The 19,638-nt window shown below is 65.2% G+C and carries 13 protein-coding genes; 5 read left to right on the top strand and 8 right to left on the bottom strand.

Translation table 11 applies throughout. The features are described from left to right. Positions 1-189: 189 nt before the first annotated feature. The 5 genes from nagA to ACVOLO_RS09605 are packed head-to-tail and all read right to left on the bottom strand — an operon-like array spanning position 190 to position 5,553. A complete protein-coding gene (gene nagA / locus ACVOLO_RS09625) occupies positions 190-1,305 on the bottom strand; it encodes an N-acetylglucosamine-6-phosphate deacetylase (RefSeq protein WP_481570033.1) in 1,116 nt (371 codons plus the stop codon). Further along, entirely contained in the window at positions 1,302-2,081 is a 780-nt protein-coding gene (locus tag ACVOLO_RS09620; protein ID WP_481570032.1) for a DeoR family transcriptional regulator, read from the bottom strand. The genes nagA and ACVOLO_RS09620 overlap by 4 nt, the downstream gene beginning before the upstream one ends. A 35-nt stretch (positions 2,082-2,116) precedes the next feature. Next, entirely contained in the window at positions 2,117-3,451 is a 1,335-nt protein-coding gene (locus ACVOLO_RS09615) for a D-tagatose-bisphosphate aldolase, class II, non-catalytic subunit (protein ID WP_481570031.1), read from the bottom strand. A gap of 16 nt (positions 3,452-3,467) precedes the next feature. Further along, positions 3,468-4,406 (bottom strand): ROK family protein, encoded by a 939-nt coding sequence (locus tag ACVOLO_RS09610; protein ID WP_481570030.1) that lies wholly within the window; start codon positions 4,404-4,406, stop codon positions 3,468-3,470. Continuing rightward, on the bottom strand, positions 4,399-5,553 hold the full coding sequence (locus tag ACVOLO_RS09605; protein ID WP_481570029.1) for an SIS domain-containing protein: 1,155 nt from the start codon (positions 5,551-5,553) through the stop codon (positions 4,399-4,401). The genes ACVOLO_RS09610 and ACVOLO_RS09605 overlap by 8 nt, the downstream gene beginning before the upstream one ends. Before the next feature lie 298 nt (positions 5,554-5,851). On the opposite strand from ACVOLO_RS09605, the gene ACVOLO_RS09600 reads away from it, so the two are divergent. From ACVOLO_RS09600 to ACVOLO_RS09590, 3 genes are all read left to right on the top strand, one after another. After that, complete coding sequence (locus ACVOLO_RS09600; RefSeq protein WP_481570028.1) at positions 5,852-9,235, top strand: TIM-barrel domain-containing protein; 3,384 nt, start codon at positions 5,852-5,854, stop codon at positions 9,233-9,235. 124 nt (positions 9,236-9,359) lie between these two features. After that, on the top strand, positions 9,360-12,335 hold the full coding sequence (locus ACVOLO_RS09595; protein ID WP_481570027.1) for a TonB-dependent receptor plug domain-containing protein: 2,976 nt from the start codon (positions 9,360-9,362) through the stop codon (positions 12,333-12,335). 118 nt (positions 12,336-12,453) lie between these two features. Then, complete coding sequence (locus ACVOLO_RS09590; RefSeq protein WP_481570025.1) at positions 12,454-13,809, top strand: Gfo/Idh/MocA family protein; 1,356 nt, start codon at positions 12,454-12,456, stop codon at positions 13,807-13,809. A gap of 236 nt (positions 13,810-14,045) precedes the next feature. On the opposite strand, the gene ACVOLO_RS09585 is transcribed toward ACVOLO_RS09590, so the two are convergent. After that, a complete protein-coding gene (locus ACVOLO_RS09585) occupies positions 14,046-15,545 on the bottom strand; it encodes an MATE family efflux transporter (RefSeq protein ID WP_481570024.1) in 1,500 nt (499 codons plus the stop codon). Between the two features lie 103 nt (positions 15,546-15,648). Between ACVOLO_RS09585 and ACVOLO_RS09580 the strand changes: the two genes are divergently transcribed. Next, on the top strand, positions 15,649-16,056 hold the full coding sequence (locus tag ACVOLO_RS09580) for an RNA-binding S4 domain-containing protein (RefSeq protein ID WP_481570022.1): 408 nt from the start codon (positions 15,649-15,651) through the stop codon (positions 16,054-16,056). Positions 16,057-16,311: 255 nt separating this feature from the next. On the opposite strand, the gene ACVOLO_RS09575 is transcribed toward ACVOLO_RS09580, so the two are convergent. Continuing rightward, positions 16,312-16,920, bottom strand: a complete 609-nt coding sequence (locus tag ACVOLO_RS09575) for a DUF937 domain-containing protein (RefSeq protein WP_481570021.1) — start codon at positions 16,918-16,920, stop codon at positions 16,312-16,314. Between the two features lie 149 nt (positions 16,921-17,069). After that, positions 17,070-18,713: a catalase gene (locus tag ACVOLO_RS09570; protein WP_481570020.1), complete on the bottom strand. Its 1,644-nt coding sequence runs from the start codon at positions 18,711-18,713 to the stop codon at positions 17,070-17,072. A 203-nt stretch (positions 18,714-18,916) separates the two neighbouring features. On the opposite strand from ACVOLO_RS09570, the gene ACVOLO_RS09565 reads away from it, so the two are divergent. Further along, positions 18,917-19,603 carry a helix-turn-helix transcriptional regulator gene (locus ACVOLO_RS09565; protein WP_481570019.1) on the top strand — a complete coding sequence of 229 codons (687 nt, stop codon included), beginning with the start codon at positions 18,917-18,919 and terminating at the stop codon, positions 19,601-19,603. Positions 19,604-19,638 lie beyond the last annotated feature (35 nt).

Genomic DNA, 19,638 nt, shown 5'->3' with positions numbered 1-19,638 from the left:
GCTCGGCACTACAGGTGATGCGTTTTGGGATTGCCGGGTAGGTCAATGCCGAGCATGGCTCGGCACTACAGGTGATGCGTTTTGGGATTGCTGGGTAGGCCAATGCCGAGCATGGCTCGGCACTACAGGTGATGCGTTTTGGAATTGCCGGGTAGGCCAATGCCGAGCATGGCCCGGTACTACAGGGAATCAGTGCAGATCGACCGAATGGCCGTTGATCCACACCTGCTGCAACTGCAACTGCGGGTCCAGCACCACCATGTCCGCGCGCAGGCCGGGCGCGATGCGGCCACGGTCTTCCAGGCCCAGGTAGTCGGCTTGAATGGTGGAAACACGTTGCGATGCGTCGGCCAGTTCCAGGCCGACATCAACCAGATTGCGCAGTGCTTGATCCATGGTCAGTGCGCTGCCGGCGAGCGAACCGCTGGCAAGCCGCACGCAGCCCAGGCATTTGTGCACGCGCTGCTCGCCCAGGGCGTATTCGCCGTCGGGCATGCCGGTGGCGGCGGTGGCATCGGTGACGGCATACAGGCGCGGAATGGCGCGCACGGCCATGCGGATCACGCCCGGGTGCACATGCTGCAGGTCGGGAATGAGTTCGGCGTACTGCGCGTGTGCCAATGCGGCAGCGGCGATGCCGGGTGTGCGGTGATCAACGCCGGTCATGCCGTTGAACAGATGAGTGAAGCCGGTGGCGCCGGCCTGCAGGGCGGCCACGCCGTCTTCGTAGGTGCCGGCGCTGTGGCCGACCTGCACGCGGATGCCCATCGCCGCGAGGGCGGGAATCAACGCGGCATGCTGGCCGATTTCCGGGGCGATGGTCAGCACCTTGATCGGTGCCAGTGCGTGCAGGTGCTGCACGGACTCCAACGTGGCTTCCAACGTGCGCGGCGGCTGTGCGCCGAGCCGCTGCGGGCTGATGAACGGGCCTTCCAGATGTACGCCGATGATCTGCGCAGCGTCCGCATCCGGTGTGGCGATCACCTGGGCCAAACCGTGCAATGCGTGTTCGATTTCCTCGAACGCGGCGGTCATGGTGGTGCCGAGCAGGGTGGTGGTGCCGTGGCGGGCGTGGGTGCGGGCGATGGTGCGGGCGACATCGCCGCCCTGCATCAGATCGACACCGGCGCCGCCATGGACGTGCAGGTCGATGAAGCCGGGCAGGATCACCGGCAGCTGCGTGGCATCGCCGGCGTGGTCTCCCACGTCAAGCGACAGAATCTGTTGTTGGTCGAAGTGAACGTGGCCGCGGCGCCAGCCCAACGGAGTGAGGATGCGGCCGTGCAGGGTGCGGGTGTCGGTCATGGCGGGGAGGGCTCGGCGATGATCACCTCGATCCCCTGCTGCTGCAGGCCCTCGCGGGTGGCACTGTCGATGCCCGGGTCGGTGATGATGGCCTGGATCTGGTCCAGGCGGGCGATGCGGTGCAGGCTGACCCGGCCGAACTTGGACGCGTCGGTCAGCACCACGATGCGGCGGGCGCGCTCGACCATGCGGTGGTTGAGGCGGGCTTCGTTCTCGTCGTGGGTGGTGAGGCCGAACTGCAGGTCCAGCCCGTCCACGCCAAGGAACAAGGTGTCGAAACTGTAGGAAGTGAGGCTGGATTCGGCCTGGTTGCCCTGCAGCGACAGCGACTGCTTGCGCAGCAGGCCGCCGGTGAGCAGCACGTTCACGCCCGGTGCGTTGGCCAGTTCCCAGGCGATGTTCAGGCCGTTGGTCATCACCGTGACGTCGCGGTGCCCGTGCAGATGCCGGGCCAGGGTCATGGTGGTGGAGCCGGAGTCGATGATGATGTTGTCACCGGCGTGCACCTGCAGGGCAGCGCGCATGCCGATGGACTCCTTCAACGACAGGTTCAGTGCATCCTTTTCATGGATGTCTTGCTCCAGTGGCGGCATCCGCACCAGGGTCGCGCCGCCGTGGGTGCGGGTGGCCAGGCCCTGGACTTCGATCTGCCCCAGGTCGGTGCGGATGGTCACCGCCGACACGCCGAACCGCTCGACCAGATCCGATACCTGCACCGTGCCCTGGTCGATCAGGAGTTGCAGGATCTGCTGGCGGCGGGAGCGTGTGTTGCGCATGAGCATCTCTTCCTTGTGGAGTGAAAGGGGAGAGATTACCCGTTCGCAAGAACTGAAGCTTGAGAGCTTTCGGTTTGCTTGCGAGTACCGGCCAGGTTGGCGCTGCAGGCGCGGGCGTACTCGCCCAGGCACAGGCCGATGTGGTGCTGTATCAGCGCCGAGGGCGTGTTGGCCAACTGCCCGGCACGCACCGCGCGGAACTGCTCGGGCAGGTACTGGCTGAGCAGTACCAGCGGCGGCGCATGCTGTTCAAGATTGGCGAACAGCGTCTGCACCGCCTGCAGCAGCGCCGGCTCACCCCAGTAGTAGCGGCAGCGGTCGCTGAAGGCATAGGCGCGCAGCAGGCGCAGGCTGGCCGCGTCGCCGTGGTAATGCGCCTGCCAGTACTTCGGCTGCGCGGTCATCACCTGTTCCAGTACCTGCGGCAGCTGCGAGCACTGCGCGGCGGGCAGCAGCTCGGCTTCGATGGCGGCCAGCGCGAACAGCGCTTCGCGGTAGGCAAACGTCGCCGCCGGGCCGACCTTGAGGATGGCGAAGTGGTCGCGCACCAGCGCATGCAGGCCGGTTTCGCGCTGGTAGTCGGTGGAGTGCGCCTCGAACACGATGCGCGGCTGCTGTTCCAGGAAATCGGCCAGCGTGGCGGCGGCGGCAGCATCGTAGTCGTGCACGCTGCTGTGGTCGAAATCCACGCCAGGCTGCACCACCATGGCAATCACGCGCTGCCAGGCATCGCGCAGTTCCGGCGTATCGAACGCCTGCTGATGGATGGCCAGCGTCTGCGCGGCCGCCGCCGGCGTGGTGACGGCCAGGCCCGCGTCGAGCGAGGCTTCGCCACCGGGGATGGGGACTTCGGTGCCGATCACGTACAGCGGCATGGGAAGCGTGTGGGCAGCGGCGGTGCGCTCGGCGATGATCGCCAGCTCGGCCGAGCGTGCGGCGACGACGGCGTCGGGCAGCGGCGTGGGGTCGTCGGCGCAGGACATGCTGCAGTCCAGATGGATCTTGTTGAAGCCGGCTGCGACATAGGCTTCGATCAGCACGCGTGCATTGGCCATCGCTTCGGCGGCCGGCATCTTCTGCCAGGCGTTGGGGCCGAGATGGTCGCCGCCGAGAAACAGCTGTTCGTGCGGGAAGCCTTCTTCATCGGCCAGCGCCTGCACATAGTCGCGGTACTGCGGCGGGGTCATGCCGGTGTAACCGCCAAACTGGTCCACCTGGTTGGACGTGGCCTCGACCAGCAGCACCGTGCCGTAGCGCGTGGCCACCTGCATGGCGGCGCGCAGCACCTGCTCATTGCTGCAGCAGACGCTGTACAGGCCGACATTCTGGCCCTGGCGGTGGGCGGTGAGCAGGGATTGCAGCGAGGACATGACGAACTCCCGGGTGTCAGGAAAGATTTGGTTGGCAGGCGAGCAGGGCGGCACCACGTGCGCCACCGGCATCGCCAAAACGTGGCGGCACGATGGGCGGTACTTCCACGCCTGCAAAAAGATGGGCAGCGATGGCCGCCGGCAGTTGCTGGTACAGCGGCGCGTACTGCGACAGGCCACCGCCGAGCACGATCACATGCGGGTCCAGGGCCAGGATCAGCGCGGCGAAACTGTGGCCGAGCAGATCGCGGTGGATATCCAGCGCCTGTCGCGCGCGCGCATCACCGGCATCGGCCAGGGTGATGACATCACTGGCATTGCGGGCGTTGCCGCCGAGGTGGCGTTCGATCATGGCCACGCCGCTGCCGGAGACGTAACGCTCCACGCAGCCGCGCAGGCCGCAGCCGCAATCGAGCAGTGGCAGGCCGTGGCGCTGCAGCAGATTGGCCGGCACGCTCCAGTGGCCCCATTCGCCGGCCAGGCCGTTGAAGCCGCTGATCAAACGGCCCTGCACGCAGTAACCGCCGCCGGCGCCGGTGCCGAGAATGGCGCCGAACATGCTGGCGTAGCCATCGGCCGCGCCGCCGTGCGCTTCAGACAGGGCAAAGCACTGCAGGTCGTTGCCGAAACGCAGTGGACGCTGCAGGCGTGCCTGCAGGTCCTGCGCCACACATTGGCCGGTGAGCGCAGGCACGTTGGCACTGAGTTGGCGACCAGTGCGGCGGTCACGCACGCCGGGCAGGGCGATGCCGATGGCGGCAGCGGCCGAGCCGCGTTCGGCATCGGCGCTTTCCACCAGGGTCATCACCGCCTGCAGGAAGGCGTCGTAGCTGCCCTGCGGCGTTGCGATGCGCTTGCGCCACGTCACCTCATTTGCTGCATCGCAGGCCACCAGCTCAATCTTGGTGCCGCCGATGTCGATGCCATAACAGGCGTGTGGCGTGGGCTCAGTCATGGTGGATGGTCACGCCCTTGACGACGCGGTTGACGGTGCCGTCCGGGAACGGGTTGTCCGGGGTCAGGCCCAGCGAGGCCGACCGCTGCAGTGCATACAACTGCGCGAACGGCAGCCATACCGGCGCAAGCCAGCTGTCGGCGATGGCCGGCACCGGCAACGTGTAATCGTCATCGGCGCCGATGTCCGATTGCGGGCCGATCGACAACACCTTGCCGGCCACGCCATCGCTGCGCAGTTCTTCCAGCAGGTCCTGTTCGTAGCGGCGCGCCAGCGGCTGCACGCTGCGGAACACGATGACCAGGGTCTGGCTGTTGAGCGTGGACTTGGGCCCGTGACGGAAACCCAGCGGGGTGTTGGCGATGGCCAGTACGCGCCCGGCGGTGAGTTCCAGCACCTTCAAGGCGGCTTCGCGCGCCAGCGCTTCATGCGGGCCGCTGCCCAGGTAGATCACCCGGCTGAAAGGCTCGCGCGCCAGCGCGGCGACGGCGGCATCCCATTGCGCGATGCCGGTGCGTGCCAACGCGGCCACCTGTTGCAGGCGGGCAATGCGTTCATCCCAGGGCGAGCGGTCGAACATGCTCAATGCCGCCAGCAACATGCAGGTGAGGCTGCTGGTCATGGCAAAGGCGCGGTCGCAGCTGGCCGGTGGCATCAGCAGGGTGCAGGTGTCGTCGCGGCCGGCGCCACGGCGCGCAAGCTCGCCGTCGGCATTGCAGGTGATGTCGAGGAAACGGGCGTCGTCCACATCGGCGCGCACGCGCTCCACCGCGGCCACGCTTTCCGGGCTGGAACCGCTGCGGCCAAACGACACCAGCAGGGTCGGGCGGTCGCGTTGCAGGTACAGCGCCGGATGCGTGAGCAGGCTGGTGGTGTGCACCACGCGCACCTCGGCCGGCCACTGCGCATTGATGGCGTCGGCCACCATCTCGGCGATGAAACCGGAACTGCCGGCGCCGGTGAACAACACGCGTTGGCGCGGGTCGTTCAGGCGCTCGCCAAGGAACGCCTGCAGGCGCGCGCTGTCATTGGCGAGATTGGCCGCCAGGGTTTCCCAGAGCTGCGGCTGCTGGGCGATTTCGGTAGCGGTGTCGGTGCCGCCCAGCTGCTGCCAGGTGGACAGATCGGAAAGCAGGGTGAGGTCCATTCTTGATTCCTGTTGTGCCCGCAAACCATCTTCGTTTTCTTTCGAAATGTCAAATAGCGAAAGCAAAAGAAAAGAAAATAACGCCGCTCACTTTCGTGGTGCGCACCCGGTCACGAACGAAAGGTTTCCCGTAAAACCCTTTCGTTGCAAGTGAATAGGCGTATCAAGGGTCAATGGAAAGTGGTGCTATGCAGCATCTTTCGATTGGAAGAAATCCAACTTACTTTTTGCTTTCATTTTGTTGACATCTTTCGATTTGCTGCCCTAGAGTCGGCCGCAACTGAAATCGAAACGTTCGATGAACGGGCTGGGAGACAAGGTGCATCACCGCAATCGTCGTTCGCCGCTGCTGCTGGCCCTGCTTTCCGCGTTGCTGTTGCCGGCCTTGTCGGCACAGGCCGAGCCGGTGGGCAATCTGCGTTCGGTCACCGCCAGCGAGGCGCGCGATGGCGTGCGTGGTTGGGAGCTGCTCACCGATGCCGGCACCACGCTGCGCATCGACGTGCTGGCCAACGACATCGTGCATGTGCAGGCCGGCCGCAAGGGCAAGCTCAGTGGTCCCGGCAACAAGGCCACGCCGATCGTGCTGCCGCAGCCGCTGCAGCCGGTACAGGCGCAACTGGAAGAAGACGCCACGGAAATCCGCGTGCGCACGCCGTCGCTGGTGCTGCATGTGCAACGGCAGCCACTGCAGCTGCGGCTGGAGCGCTTGGATGGCGAGCGCAGCGTGCCGATGTGGCAGGAACTGCAGCCGCTGGACCTGGCCGCCGAACAAAGCGTGCAGGTGTTGTCCTCGCAGGCCGATGAAGCGTTCTACGGCGGCGGACAGCAGAACGGCAAGTTCCAGTTCAAGGGCCGCGAGCTGGAGGTGTCCTATTCCGGTGGCTGGGAAGAAGGCGACCGCCCGAGCCCGGCGCCGATGCTGCTCAGTTCGCGTGGCTGGGGCATGTTGCGCAACACCTGGAGTGACGGCAGCTACGACCTGCGCCAGCCCGACCAGGCCACCTTGCTGCATCGCGAGGACCGCTTTGATGCGTACTACTTTGTCGGCGCCGATCTGCAGCGCCTGCTGGAGCGCTACACGCAGCTGACCGGGCGGCCGAACATGGTCGCGCGCTGGGCGCTGTCCTACGGCGATGCCGATTGCTACAACGACGGCGACAACAGCAAGAAGCCGGGCACCGTGCCGGAAGGCTGGAGCGATGGCCCCACCGGCACCACGCCGGATGTGGTCGACAGCGTGGCCGCCAAATACCGCGAGCACGACATGCCCGGCGGCTGGATCCTGCCCAACGATGGTTACGGCTGCGGCTACAAGCAGCTGCCGGAAACCGCGCAGGGGCTTGCAAAATACGGCTTCAAAACCGGCCTGTGGACCGAGAACGGCGTCGACAAGATTGCCTGGGAAGTGGGCAAGGCCGGCAGCCGCGTGCAGAAGCTGGACGTGGCCTGGACCGGGCAGGGCTATCAGTTCGCCATGGATGCCAATCAACAGGCATTCAACGGCATCTTGAACAACTCCGACTCGCGCCCGTTCCTGTGGACGGTGATGGGCTGGGCCGGCATCCAGCGTTATGCGGTGGCGTGGACCGGCGACCAGAGCAGCAGTTGGGATTACATCCGCTGGCATGTGCCGACGCTGGTTGGCTCGGGCCTGTCGGGCATGGCCTATGCCAGTGGCGATGTTGACGCGATCTTCGGCGGCAGCGCGGAAACCTTCACCCGTGATCTGCAGTGGAAAACCTTCACGCCGGTGCTGATGGGCATGTCCGGCTGGTCGTCGAACGCGCGCAAGCACCCGTGGGCGTTCGACGAGCCGTACCGTTCGATCAACCGCGACTACCTCAAGCTGAAAATGCGCCTGACCCCGTACATGTACGGGCTGGTGCACGACGCCGCACAAAGTGGCGCGCCGCCGGTGCGCGGGCTGATGTGGGACTACCCGCAGGATCCGCACGCGCAGGATGAAACCTACAAGTACCAATTCCTGCTCGGCCGCGACCTGCTGGTGGCGCCGGTCTACCGCAGCCAGGCGGCGAGCCGTGGCTGGCGTCGCGACATCCATCTGCCGGCCGGAGGTTGGTTCGATTACTGGGATGGCCGCCATGTGCAGGCCCCGGCGCAGGGCCGCCAACTGGACCGCGAGGTGGAGCTGGCGACGTTGCCGGTGTTCGTGCGCGCCGGCGCCATTCTGCCGATGTATCCGGAGATGTTGTTCGACGGCGAAAAGCCGCTGGATGAAGTGACCTTCGATCTGTACCCGCAGGGCGAGTCCAGCTACACGATGTACGAAGACGACGGCAGCACGCGCCGTTACCAGAAGGGCGAATCGAGCACGCAGCAGATCCGCGTGCAGGCGCCGGCGCAGGGCAGCGGCCCGGTGCAGGTGCGCATTGATCCGGTGCAGGGCCAATACCAGGGGCAACTGCCGCAGCGCCGTTACGGCTTGCGTGTGTTGAGCCGGCAGGCGCCGCACGCGGTGCAGGTGGGCGGGCGTGCCCTGACGCAACTGGCCGACGCTGCTGCCTTGCAGGGCGCGGCGGAAGGCTGGTACTTCGATGCGAAGGAGCGTCAGGGCACGCTGCATGTGCGCACTGCCGCGCAGGACATCCGCCAGCCGCTGCAACTGCAGCTCGATTTCCCGGTGGCTGCCGCACTGGCTGATGACGTGTTCCCCGCTGCACCGGAACTGGGCCGTGCCCTGCCTTCGGACAGCCTGCTGGTGGTCAATCGCCCGGCAGAAGAACCCGGCCATCCGCTGGAAAATGCATTCGACGATGACCCTGCCACCTGGTTCCGCAGCGTGCGCAACCAGGCCATCCGCACCGGCGCACACGAGTGGGTAGTCGGATTTGGCGAACGCAAATTGATTGATGGCATCGAACTGGCGCCGCGCAACGACAAGCATTGGAAGCACGGCCAGGTACGCGATTACGAAATCTACATGGGCGACAGCAACGGCGAGTGGGGCCAGCCCATCGCGCGTGGCCGCCTGCAGTTGAAGGAAGGCCTGCAGCGCATCGACTTTGCCGCGCATGCCGGTCGCCTGCTGCGCTTCCGCGTGCTCAGCGTGCAGAACCCGGATGGTGATGGCGAAGCGGCGAACGACCCGATGGTGATCGCCGCCCAGGGCAACACCGCGCGTGCGGTGGATGTGCTGCAGCCGCGTGATGTTGGGCCGATTGCGCTGTCCACCTTCCACATTCTTGAGCAGCAGGCGGCCGAGCGGCCGGCACAGCAGCAGTTCCTCTCCCAACTGCCGCTGCCGGCCGCGCTGGCCGCATCGGTTCACGCCGATCGCGCGTTCAGTGCCGACGTGCCGATGCGCATGAACGGCCTGCAGTTCCGCCGCGGTCTTGGTGTGGGTGCGGACAGCCGTGTTGATCTGCGTATCAAGGGCCAATGGAAACTGCTGCGTGCCGACCTGGGCATCGACGACCAATGCCGCCAGGCCGGCGGCATGCAGTTCCAGGTGTGGGGCGATGACCGCCTGTTGTACGACAGCGGCCTGGTGAAGGCGCCGGGCGTGGTCAAGCCGGAACTGGACATCCGAGGCCTAACCCATCTGAGCCTGCGCACCTTGGGTGCGCAGGGCAGCCAACCTGCCCGGGTTTGTGGCAACTGGGCCAACGCCGTACTGATCGGCGAGGAGGGCGACAGCGCCGAATTCGTCGCCCCATGACCGCCACCTCGTAACACCGCTGCTCCCCCCGCAACACACCGACTGCGCCCGCCTGGGCGCGGCACGGGATCGCTTTGCCCCGCCAATTGCTGTTTCTGCGTGACTTCAGCCAGGAGAGAACCCGATGTTGCCCGCCCGCCATACGCCCCGCCGCTGTACATTCGCCCCCTTGTCGCTGGCCGTTGCCAGCGCCTTGTTCGCCGTCGTTGCACCTGCGTTCGCGCAGGACAGTGCCGACAAGGAAAAGGACAAAACCACCGAGCTGTCCCGCGTTGAGGTCACCGGCTCCAACATCCGCCGCACGGATGTGGAGACGGCCTCGCCGGTGCAGGTGATCAGCAAGCAGGACATCCAGAACATGGGTGCCCGCACGCTGCTGCAGGTACTGGACAACCTGCCGGCCGCACGGCCGGGCCAGGTGGATTCCAAGTCGCTGTTCAGCGGCTCGGACGGTGCATCGCAGGCCAACCTGCGTGGCCTTGGTGCACAGGGCACGCTGGTGCTGTTGAACGGCCGCCGCCTGTCGTACTACGGCGCACCGGCGGGCTTCCAGACCCAGTTCGTCAACATCGATGCCATTCCTGCCGCCGTCATCGAACGCATGGAAGTGCTGACCGACGGCGCCTCGGCCGTGTACGGCACCGACGCGGTGGCCGGCGTCATCAACGTCATCACCAAGAGCAGCTACCAGGGGCTGGAAGTCAGCGGCACCTGGGACACCGCCTCGCGCTTTGATTCCTTCGGCGAGAAGCAGGCCAGCGTGACCGGCGGCTTCGGCGACATGTCCGAAGATGGTTACAACGTCTATGCCAGCGTCAATCTGTATGAGCGCGACGGCATTCCGGATAGCGAGTGGTATCTCAAGCACCCGGGCCAGTTCTACGTGAACACGCCGGACTACATCAAGAACCTGCGTCTGGATACCGGCAGCGCGCCGGGTGTGTTCAACCCCGGCTATTACTACGCCATTGATCCGGCCACCGGCGCGCGTGTTGATGAAGCTGCGCCGGGCTGCAACAACGTGTTGCAGGTGAGCAGCGGCACCCGCTGCATCTGGCAGACCTGGATGAACCGGCAGATCAACGGCGGTGCCGATTCCAAGCGCGTGACCGCTTACGTCAACGGCCACCTCCAGTTGAATGACACTACCGAGGCCTTTGCCGAGGTCACCTATACCGATATCGACCTGCATGCCAACGGCGGCACCCCGCGCGCCTATGGCACCACCACCGGCAACCCGCAGAGCTGGTTCTCGCGCAACACCGGCAACACGGTCAATCAGTTCCTGACGCCGTGGCTGGGGCCGAACAACGAGTACAACCACGCCAGCCCGGAGTTGAAGGCGCTGATGGGCGGTGTGGTCGGCCTGGGTTATCTGCTGCAGGACGTGGGCGGTGGCCACTTTGGCCAGCGCAATACCGACGAAAGTTACCGCGTGGTCACCGGCCTGCGCGGCAGCGCCGGTGACTGGAACTGGGAAACCGCGTTCGCCACTGCCGGCTCGCACTCGGTCACCTACCAGACTACCAACGTCAACCTGAAGGGTTTCGAGAAAGCCTTCGGCCCGTACACCATCGACCCGGGCACCGGCCGCGTCATCATCTCCGATCACCCGGCCTACAAGTTCGGCGAGATCAGCGAAGCCAACGCGGAGTTGATCCGCGAGGCCTTCCCGACCTTTGACATCGAGTCGTGGACGCGCCTGCATACCCTGGACGGCAAGATTGAAGGCCCGCTGTTCAACATGCCGGCCGGTGAAGTGCGCGCGGCATTCGGCTTCAATGCCACCCGCGAAACCTTCTACACGCCGGGCAACCCGGATGCTGCCAATGGTTTGATTACCCAGCAGGGCGGCTCGTGGTTCGATGGCAAGCGCAACACCTACGCGCTGTTCGCCGAAGCCGTGGCGCCGCTTACCGACAAGTTGGAAATGGACCTGGCACTGCGCCTGGACAAGTACCCGGGCTTCAGCGCCAATGCCGCACCGAAGATCGGCCTGAAGTACCAGGCACTGCCGCAGTTGATGCTGCGCGGTACCTACTCGGAAGGCTTCCGCGCACCGAGCCTGGCGGAAGCGGGCAGCGGTGGCGTGTATGCGCAGATCGGCGGTTACCGCGATGAAGTGCGTTGTGCCGAAACCAATGCCATTGCCGGCCTGTTGCGGCAGTCCAACCGCGTTGTCGACCAGGACCTGGGCAACAGCCTGTGGAACAGCGATTGCAGCCGCAACGTGGCGCGCATGACCCAGCCCAACCAGGACCTGAAGCCGGAGAAGGCGAAGATCGCCACGCTGGGCTTCGTGCTGGAGCCGACCGATTGGCTGTCGGTGTCGGCGGACTATTGGTTCGTGTACCGCCGCGATGAAATCGTCGCGCCGGATTACAGCAAGGAAGAAGACATCGACTCGATGACCCGCTTCCCGATCACCGAGACGGACCTGTCCAACCTGGCTGCGCTGGCGGCCATGTGCAACGACCCGTCCAGCGGCGTGGCCTGCCCGGGCACCTTGCCGGGTTACAGCACCGGCAACGTGGCCAGCGTGATCGGCCAGTACAGCAACCGTGGCCGTACCCTGATCGACGGTTTCGATGTGGACCTGCGCAGCCGGTTCGACCTCGGTGAATGGGGCCGCCTGAACATCGGCGTGGCCGCGACGATCGCCAACCGCAACATGTACAACTCCGACAACGGTGACGGCTGGTACTACGGCAACGTGGTGGGCTACTACAACAACCCGAAGGTACGCGCCACGTTCAACACCAACTGGACCTACGGCAACTGGGATACCGGCTTCTACGTCAACTATGTCGGCGGCACCAAGTGGGCCTACGACCGCATCGACGCGCAGGACAACAATGCGCAGACCTGCACCGGCAGCTTCCTGGACCTGGCCCCGGGCCATTGTGGTGGCGCACCGGCCTGGTGGACGGCCAACCTCAGCGTGAACTGGCGGCCCATCGAGAAGCTGAGCGTCGGGGTGACGGTGAAGAACCTGTTCAACCGCCTGCCGTTCTACGATCCGAACGACTGGATGAACTTTGCCGGCTATGCCAACAACTTTGGTCGCATCTACAGCGTGACGGCGACCTACAAGTTCTGATGACGACGGCCCACCGCCCGCCCCTTCGTGCATTGCGCGGAGGGGAGGGCGGTGGCACCGTCAGTGTGATGTCGATACGCGTGCCAGCACCGGCACGTTTCATGAAAGAGGAAATGCAATGAAACGCAGGGAATTCATCATGGCAAGCGCGGCACTGGCCGCAACCAGCCTGTTGCCGCAGACCCCGGCATGGGCGCGCGGCCGGGTCATGCGCCTGGGTGTTATCGGCACCGGCATGCGTGGCCAGGTGCTGCTGAAAGAGCTGGTGCGCCGCGATGACGTCGAAGTGGTGGCGTTGTGCGACATCGAACCGATCATGCTGGGCCGCGCCATGGACATGGTGGCCAAGGCCGGCAAGCCGGCGCCGCGCGCGTATGGCCAGGACGGTGACGAGAACGCCTGGAAGCGCCTGCTGGAGCAGCGCGGCCTGGACGGCGTGATCATTGCCACGCCGTGGGAATGGCATGCACCGATGGCCATCGCCGCAATGCAGGCCAAGGTTGCCGTCGGCTGCGAAGTGGTGGCCGGCATCACCCTGCAGGACCACTGGGACGTGCTCAACACCCAGCTCGCCACCGGCACCCCGTACATGCTGCTGGAAAACGTGTGCTACCGCCGCGATGTAATGGCGGCACTGCAGATGGTGCGCGAAGGCGTATTCGGCGAACTGGTGCATCTGCAGGCCGGTTACCAGCACGACCTGCGGGGAGTGAAGTTCAACTCCGGTGACCCGACCCAACCCTACGACAGCGGTGTGGAGTTCGGTGAAAAGGGCTGGTCGGAAGCGCGCTGGCGTACCGCGCATTCGGTCAACCGCAACGGCGAGTTGTATCCCAGCCACGGCATCGGCCCGTGCGCGATGTACACCGGCATCAACCGCGGCAATCGTTTCACCCACATCAACGCGTTCGCCAGCAAGGCGCGCGGCCTGCACGAATACACCGTGGCCAAGAGCGGTGGCACCACCCACCCCAGCACCCAGGTCAAGTTCAAGCTCGGTGACATCGTCACCACCACGCTGGCCTGCGCCAACGGCGAGACCATCCTGCTGCAGCACGACACCTCCCTGCCGCGCCCGTACTCGATGGGCTTCCGCGTGCAGGGCACCAAGGGCCTGTGGATGGACGTCAACCACGGCATCCATATCGAAGGCCGCAGCCCGCCGCACCAGTGGGAGGAGTTCAAGGTCTACCAGGACCAGTACGAACACCCGCTGTGGAAGCAGCATGCCGATACCGCCGCCAGTGCCGGTCACGGTGGCATGGACTGGTTCGTCATTCACGCCTTTGTCGAAGCACTGAAGGCGCAGGCGCCGATGCCCATCGACATCTACGATGCGGTGGCGTGGAGCGCGATCACGCCGTTGTCCGAGCAGTCCATCGCCAACAGTTTCCAGACCCTGGAATTCCCGGATTTCACCAAGGGCCTGTGGCAGCAGCGCAAGCCGATTTTCGCGTTCGACGGGAAGTACTGATCACAAGCAACGGTAGTGCCGAGCCATGCTCGGCAGAAGCTTCACCGATAGTGCCCCTGCCGAGCATGGCTCGGCACTACAGCTACAGCTCCCTCCCTTTTGCCACCGGCAAAGGGGAGGGTTTGGGGAGGGGTTGGCTTTTGCCCTCATGATTCGGACAACGTCCCGCTGGGACCAGGTGTCACTCCCTCCCAACCTGCGGCTGCTTCTGCAGACGAACTGCACCGCGCCCCGCGTCAACGCAGCGCCGGTTGCTCAACCGCATCCTCGTCAGAATCCACCCCGGGGTTGGCATCGGCCACCGGCGCGGGTGGGGTGGATGCCACTTCCGCAGGCGAGGCGAGCGTATCGGGCGGTGCGTGCTTCTCCAGCATCCTGGCTTTGCGCCAGTTACCCCAACGGTAATACGCCATCACCATCACCATCGAGCAGAACGCGCTCACCGGGAAGCTCCACCAGATGGCGTCCACCCCCAGCACCGGCTGCAACCACTTGGCGAACGGCACGCGGATGCCCCACATCGCCACGGCAAGAATCAACAGCGGTGGCAGCACCGCGCCGGTTGAACGAACCACGCCGGAGATCACGAAGGTCACGCCGAAAAACAGGAACGACCACACCGCGATGTGGTTGAGGTGGCGGCCGATTTCCAATGCCGGGCTGTCGCCGGGCAGGAACAGCGCCAGCGTGCTGCGATCAAACAGAATGATCGGTGCGATCAGCGCGCCGGTCAGCAGGAAGTTGAACAGCACGCCGGTGCGGGCGGTGGCATGCACGCGGTCCCAGCGGCCGGCGCCCACGTTCTGCGCGGCCATCGACGAACATGCCGCGCCAATGGCCATCGCTGGCATCTGCACATAGGTCCACAGCTGCAGCGCCGCGCCGTAGGCCGACGAGGTCTCCACGCCGTACGCGTTGACCATGGAGATCATCATGATCATCGCCAGCGAGATCAGCACCATCTGCAGCCCCATCGGAACGCCCTTGGTCACCAGCGCCTTGAGGATCGTCAGGTCGATCTTCAGCAGCGCGGCATCCTTGCGGCCCAGCCACAGCACGTGACGCTTGTTGCGCAGGTACAGCAGCATTGCGGCCAGCGCCAGGCCCTGGGCGAAGAACGTAGCCCAGGCCGAACCGGCAATGCCCAGTTCCGGGAACGGGCCAAGGCCGAAGATCAGCAGCGGGTTGATGCAGATGTCCAGCAGCACCGACAGCAGCAGGAAGCGGAACGGCGTGCGCGCATCGCCGGCACCACGCAGCGCCGCAGTCATGAAGGCAAACGCATAGATCAGCGGCATGCCCAGGAAGATCACCTGCAGATAGGCCTCGGCCATGGGCAGTGATTCGGCCGGCGTGCCCATCGCCAGCAGCAGGCGGTGCGAGAGGAACCAGCCGGCCACCGCGATCACCGCCGACAGGCCGATGAAGAACGTCGCGCTGGTGCCCATCACCCGGCGTGCCTGTGGCAGATCCTTGGCGCCGATGGACTGGCCGATCAGGATGGTGGCGGCCATGCCGATGCCGAACACCGAACCGATCAGGAAGAACATGATGTTGTTGGCGTTGGCCGTGGCGGTCAGTGCCGCTTCGCCGAGGAACTTGCCCACCCAGATCGCATTGACCGACCCATTCAGCGACTGCGCGATATTGCCGGCGAGAATAGGCAGGGAGAACAGCAGCAGGCTGCGCCCGATCGGGCCTTCGGTAAGGGAGCGGGCTTGGCTGGTTTTCGACATTGGGTGCCGCTGTTTGCAACGAGGCAGGCACACTAGCATCTTGCCGGTGAGGGTGCCGACCACAGGCATGTACCCCGCGTGATACGGAGACAACAGAACAACGATGAACCCTGAAGTCGTACCGATCCCCAGCATCCGCCTTGACGTGTGGCTGTGGGCCGCGCGTTTCTTCAAGACCCGCAGCCTGGCAAAACAGGCCGTGGATACCGGCAAGGTGGACGTGGGCGGGCAGCGTCCCAAATCATCGCGCAGCATTCGCCTTGGCGATGCGCTGCGGGTGCAGCGCGGTGATGAAACATTCGAGATTGTCGTGCGCGGGCTCAGCGACACGCGCGGCTCGGCGCCGGTGGCGCACACCTTGTACGAAGAGAGCGCAGCCTCGAAACAGGCGCGCGAGGAACAGCGCCTGCGTCGCGCCGCCGAACGCACCGGCTACCAGGCCCCGGAACACAAGCCAGACAAGCGTGCCCGGCGCTTGATCCGCGCGCTGGGGGATCTGGACGCGATGTGATTTCGGGCGGGGATGGGGGATGGGGGATTAGGGATTCGCAAAAGCAGAAGCAGAAACGAAGCACCCCTCCCCAACCCTCCCCTGCGCCATGCGCAAGGGAGGGAGTACTAGCCGTGATCTGTCAGTTTGCAGCGAAGCCGGGTTTCCACCCCCTCCCTTGCGCGCAGCGCAGGGGAGGGCCGGGGAGGGGTGCTCTTGCGAATCCCCATTCCCCATTCCCAACTCCCGATTCACGACTCACAAATCCCCGCTCTATCAGCGCTTGCCGCTGCCCAGCAAACCGCTGCCCAGCTTGATCAGGTCGCCGACACCGAACTGACCATCGCCGTCCTGGTCCAGCACGCTGCCCAGCAGGCCGCCGCCAATACCGCCGGCCTGCGTCACCTGCTGCTTCTCCTGGCCCAGGATCTGCGCCAGGCCGCCGGCGTTGGCCTGGCCACCGCTGCTCATGCGCTGGGCGATGAAGGCCATCACGATCGGGGCAAGAATCTTCAACAGCTGGCTGGAACTGCTGGGGCTCAGGCCAGTGGCCTGGGCCAGGCCGGCTTCGGCGCGGCCTTCATTGCCGCCGAAGATGTGGCCGAGGATGCCAGCACCATTGGTAGCGGCACTGCCGCCGCCACCGCCGAGCACCGAGCCCAGCACGCTGCCGATGTCCAGGCCGCTGTGGTTGTTCTGCAGCGCGCCCAGCAGAGCTTCAGCACCCTGCGGCTTGGCTGCGTTGTTGCCCAGTGCACCCATCAGCAGCGGCAGGGCGGCGCTGATGGCACCGGAGGCCTGCTGGGAATCGATACCCAATTGCTGGGAAACCTGTTGCAGCGGAGCGCCCTGCAGCTGGGAGAGGAGGTCGTCGGTCAGACTCATGTCGTAGATTCCTTGCAATGGGTGGCAGAGCGGGATGTTAACCCCGGAACGGGGGCGGGCGGGAAGGGCGGGCAGGGTTGCCCGACTGTTCCCGGAAACAACACCGCCCGCGCGAGGCGGGCGGTGTTGCAGCCGGTTGGGCGGGTGGATTACAGCTCGATGTCCTCGGCACCGGGAGTCGCGGCGGGGAAATCATTGCCCGGGTGCGGCGGCGGTGCGAATGGATCGGCCGGGGCAGCGCTGGCGAGCTTCTGCAATGCCGCGGCAATGCCGGCACCGTAGGCCGGGTCGGCCTTGTTGCAGTTGTCGATGTGGCGCTGCTTGATGAAGTCCGGTGCATCGCCCAGGGCGCGCGCGGTGTTTTCGAACAGGCGCTGCTTCTGTTCGGCGTTGTAGCTGCGGAATAGTGCGCCGGGCTGGCTGAAGTAGTCGTTGTCGTCTTCGCGGAAATTCCAGAAGTCGGCATCGCCACGGATCTTCAGCGCCGGCTCGCGGTACTGCGGCTGCTCCTGCCACTGGCCATAGCTGTTGGGCTCGTAATGCGGCAGGCCACCGTAGTTGCCGTCCACGCGCATGGTGCCGTCGCGGTGGTTGCTGAAGACCGGGCAGCGGGCGGCGTTGACCGGGATCTGGTGGTGGTTCACGCCCAGCCGGTAACGCTGCGCATCGGTATAGGCGAACAGGCGGGCCTGCAGCATCTTGTCCGGCGACGGGCCGATGCCGGGCACCAGGTTGCTCGGTGCGAAGGCCGACTGTTCGACATCCATGTACCAGTTTTCCGGGTTGCGGTTGAGTTCAAATTCACCGACCTCGATCAGCGGATAGTCGCTCTTGGGCCACACCTTGGTCAGGTCGAACGGGTGGATGCGGTAGGTCTCCGCGTCCAGCTCCGGCATGATCTGCACGAACAGCTTCCACTTCGGGAACTCGCCGCGCTCGATGGCCTGGAACAGGTCACGGCCGTGGCTCTCGCGGTCCTTGCCCACCAGCACTTCGGCCTGTGCATCGGTCAGGGCCTGCACGCCCTGCTGGGTGACGAAGTGGAACTTCACCCAGAAGCGCTCGCCGCCTTCATTGGTGAAGCTGTAGGTATGCGAGCCAAAGCCGTTCATGTGGCGGAAGCTGCGCGGGATGCCGCGGTCGCTCATCACCACGGTCACCTGCATCAGCGCTTCCGGCAGCAGGGTCCAGAAGTCCCAGTTGTTGCGCGCACTGCGCAGGTTGGTGTGCGGGTCGCGCTTGACCGCCTTGTTGAGGTCGCCGAACTTGCGCGGGTCACGCAGGAAGAACACCGGCGTGTTGTTGCCCACCAGGTCCCAGTTGCCTTCCTCGGTATAGAACTTCAGTGCGAAGCCACGGATGTCGCGCTCGGCATCGGCTGCGCCGCGCTCACCGGCCACGGTGGTGAAGCGGGCGAACATCTCGGTCTGTTTGCCCACTGCCGAGAAAAGCTTGGCGCGGGTGTACTTGCTGATGTCATGGGTGACGGTGAAGGTGCCGAATGCGCCGGAGCCCTTGGCGTGCATGCGGCGCTCGGGAATGATCTCGCGGTTGAGGTTGGCGAGCTTTTCCAGCAGCCACACATCTTCCATCAGCAGCGGGCCGCGCGGGCCGGCGGTCTTGCTGTTCTGGTTGTCCACCACCGGCGCACCGAAGGCGGTGGTCATCGGGGTGACCGGCGCATCGCCATGCTTCTGCTTGGGCGTGGTGCTGGTGTCGCGCTGCGACTGTGCGGCCTGCTCCGGTGACGGGGCACTGTGGTACGGACAGGTCGGCTTGGTGTCGTTGCTCATGGCTGGCTCCTGCTGGCGTTGGGGGATGAATTGCCCTGACTGTAACCATGGAACCGTTAAATAAGTAATCAAATGATTCGTTCACTCCGATAGGGCTTGTCTATTGCCTGGTTGGGCGGGATAAATGCGGACTGTTGATGACGTGCGGCCTTCCCGGCGCTGGCTGCCGTTATGCTGACCTGCTGCCTGTTCCGGATCTGCCCATGAGCCAACGCGCCACCCGCTTGCTGCACCTGCTGGACGAATTGCGGCACCGCCGCACGCCGGTGCGCGGTGCCGAACTGGCGCAGCGGCTGGAAGTGAGCTTGCGCACGCTCTACCGGGATATCGATGCGTTGCGCGGGCAGGGGGCTGATATCGCGGGCGATCCCGGTATCGGCTATCAGTTGCGGCCCGGCTTCCTGCTGCCGCCGATGATGTTTTCGGCCGAAGAACTCGAAGCGATTCTGCTGGGCGCGCGCTGGGTGGCATCGCATGGCGATCCAGAACTGGCGGCTGCGGCTGACACCGCCCTGCAACGGGTCACCAGCGTGTTGCCGGAAACCCTGCGCCTGCAGGTGGAAACCAGTGGCCTGTTCGCACCGCACTGGCATGCGGTGCCGCCGGAGCCGTGGTTGCCTGCATTGCGCCGCGCCATCCGCGATGGCCATGCGGTGCGTATCCAGTATCGCGACGTCGAGGGCAGGGTGAGTGAGCGCATGATCTGGCCGTTCGCGATGGCCTTCATGGCCGATGTACGCATGCTCGCGGCATGGTGCGAGATGCGTGGTGATTTCAGGCACTTCCGCGCCGATCGTTTGTTGGCGCTGGAAGACACCGCACAACGCTATCCAGCGCAACGTCATCAGTTGTTGAAGCGTTGGCGCGTGCAATGCATGACGGACAACTGATGGATCACTGCTGACAGCGGCTGTCAGCAGCCCCT

This window comes from Stenotrophomonas sp. STEN056, assembly GCF_056759635.1.
This window is presented reverse-complemented; position numbering and strand designations above follow the sequence as displayed.

Coding starts and splice junctions, on each gene's coding strand:
- ACVOLO_RS09605 (WP_481570029.1), bottom strand. CDS start 5,553: ATGGACCTCACCCTGCTTTCCGATCTGTCCACCTGGCAGCAGCTGGGC.
- ACVOLO_RS09620 (WP_481570032.1), bottom strand. CDS start 2,081: ATGCGCAACACACGCTCCCGCCGCCAGCAGATCCTGCAACTCCTGATC.
- ACVOLO_RS09595 (WP_481570027.1), top strand. CDS start 9,360: ATGTTGCCCGCCCGCCATACGCCCCGCCGCTGTACATTCGCCCCCTTG.
- ACVOLO_RS09610 (WP_481570030.1), bottom strand. CDS start 4,406: ATGACTGAGCCCACGCCACACGCCTGTTATGGCATCGACATCGGCGGC.
- ACVOLO_RS09600 (WP_481570028.1), top strand. CDS start 5,852: ATGAACGGGCTGGGAGACAAGGTGCATCACCGCAATCGTCGTTCGCCG.
- nagA (WP_481570033.1), bottom strand. CDS start 1,305: ATGACCGACACCCGCACCCTGCACGGCCGCATCCTCACTCCGTTGGGC.
- ACVOLO_RS09575 (WP_481570021.1), bottom strand. CDS start 16,920: ATGAGTCTGACCGACGACCTCCTCTCCCAGCTGCAGGGCGCTCCGCTG.
- ACVOLO_RS09570 (WP_481570020.1), bottom strand. CDS start 18,713: ATGAGCAACGACACCAAGCCGACCTGTCCGTACCACAGTGCCCCGTCA.
- ACVOLO_RS09580 (WP_481570022.1), top strand. CDS start 15,649: ATGAACCCTGAAGTCGTACCGATCCCCAGCATCCGCCTTGACGTGTGG.
- ACVOLO_RS09590 (WP_481570025.1), top strand. CDS start 12,454: ATGAAACGCAGGGAATTCATCATGGCAAGCGCGGCACTGGCCGCAACC.
- ACVOLO_RS09565 (WP_481570019.1), top strand. CDS start 18,917: ATGAGCCAACGCGCCACCCGCTTGCTGCACCTGCTGGACGAATTGCGG.
- ACVOLO_RS09585 (WP_481570024.1), bottom strand. CDS start 15,545: ATGTCGAAAACCAGCCAAGCCCGCTCCCTTACCGAAGGCCCGATCGGG.
- ACVOLO_RS09615 (WP_481570031.1), bottom strand. CDS start 3,451: ATGTCCTCGCTGCAATCCCTGCTCACCGCCCACCGCCAGGGCCAGAAT.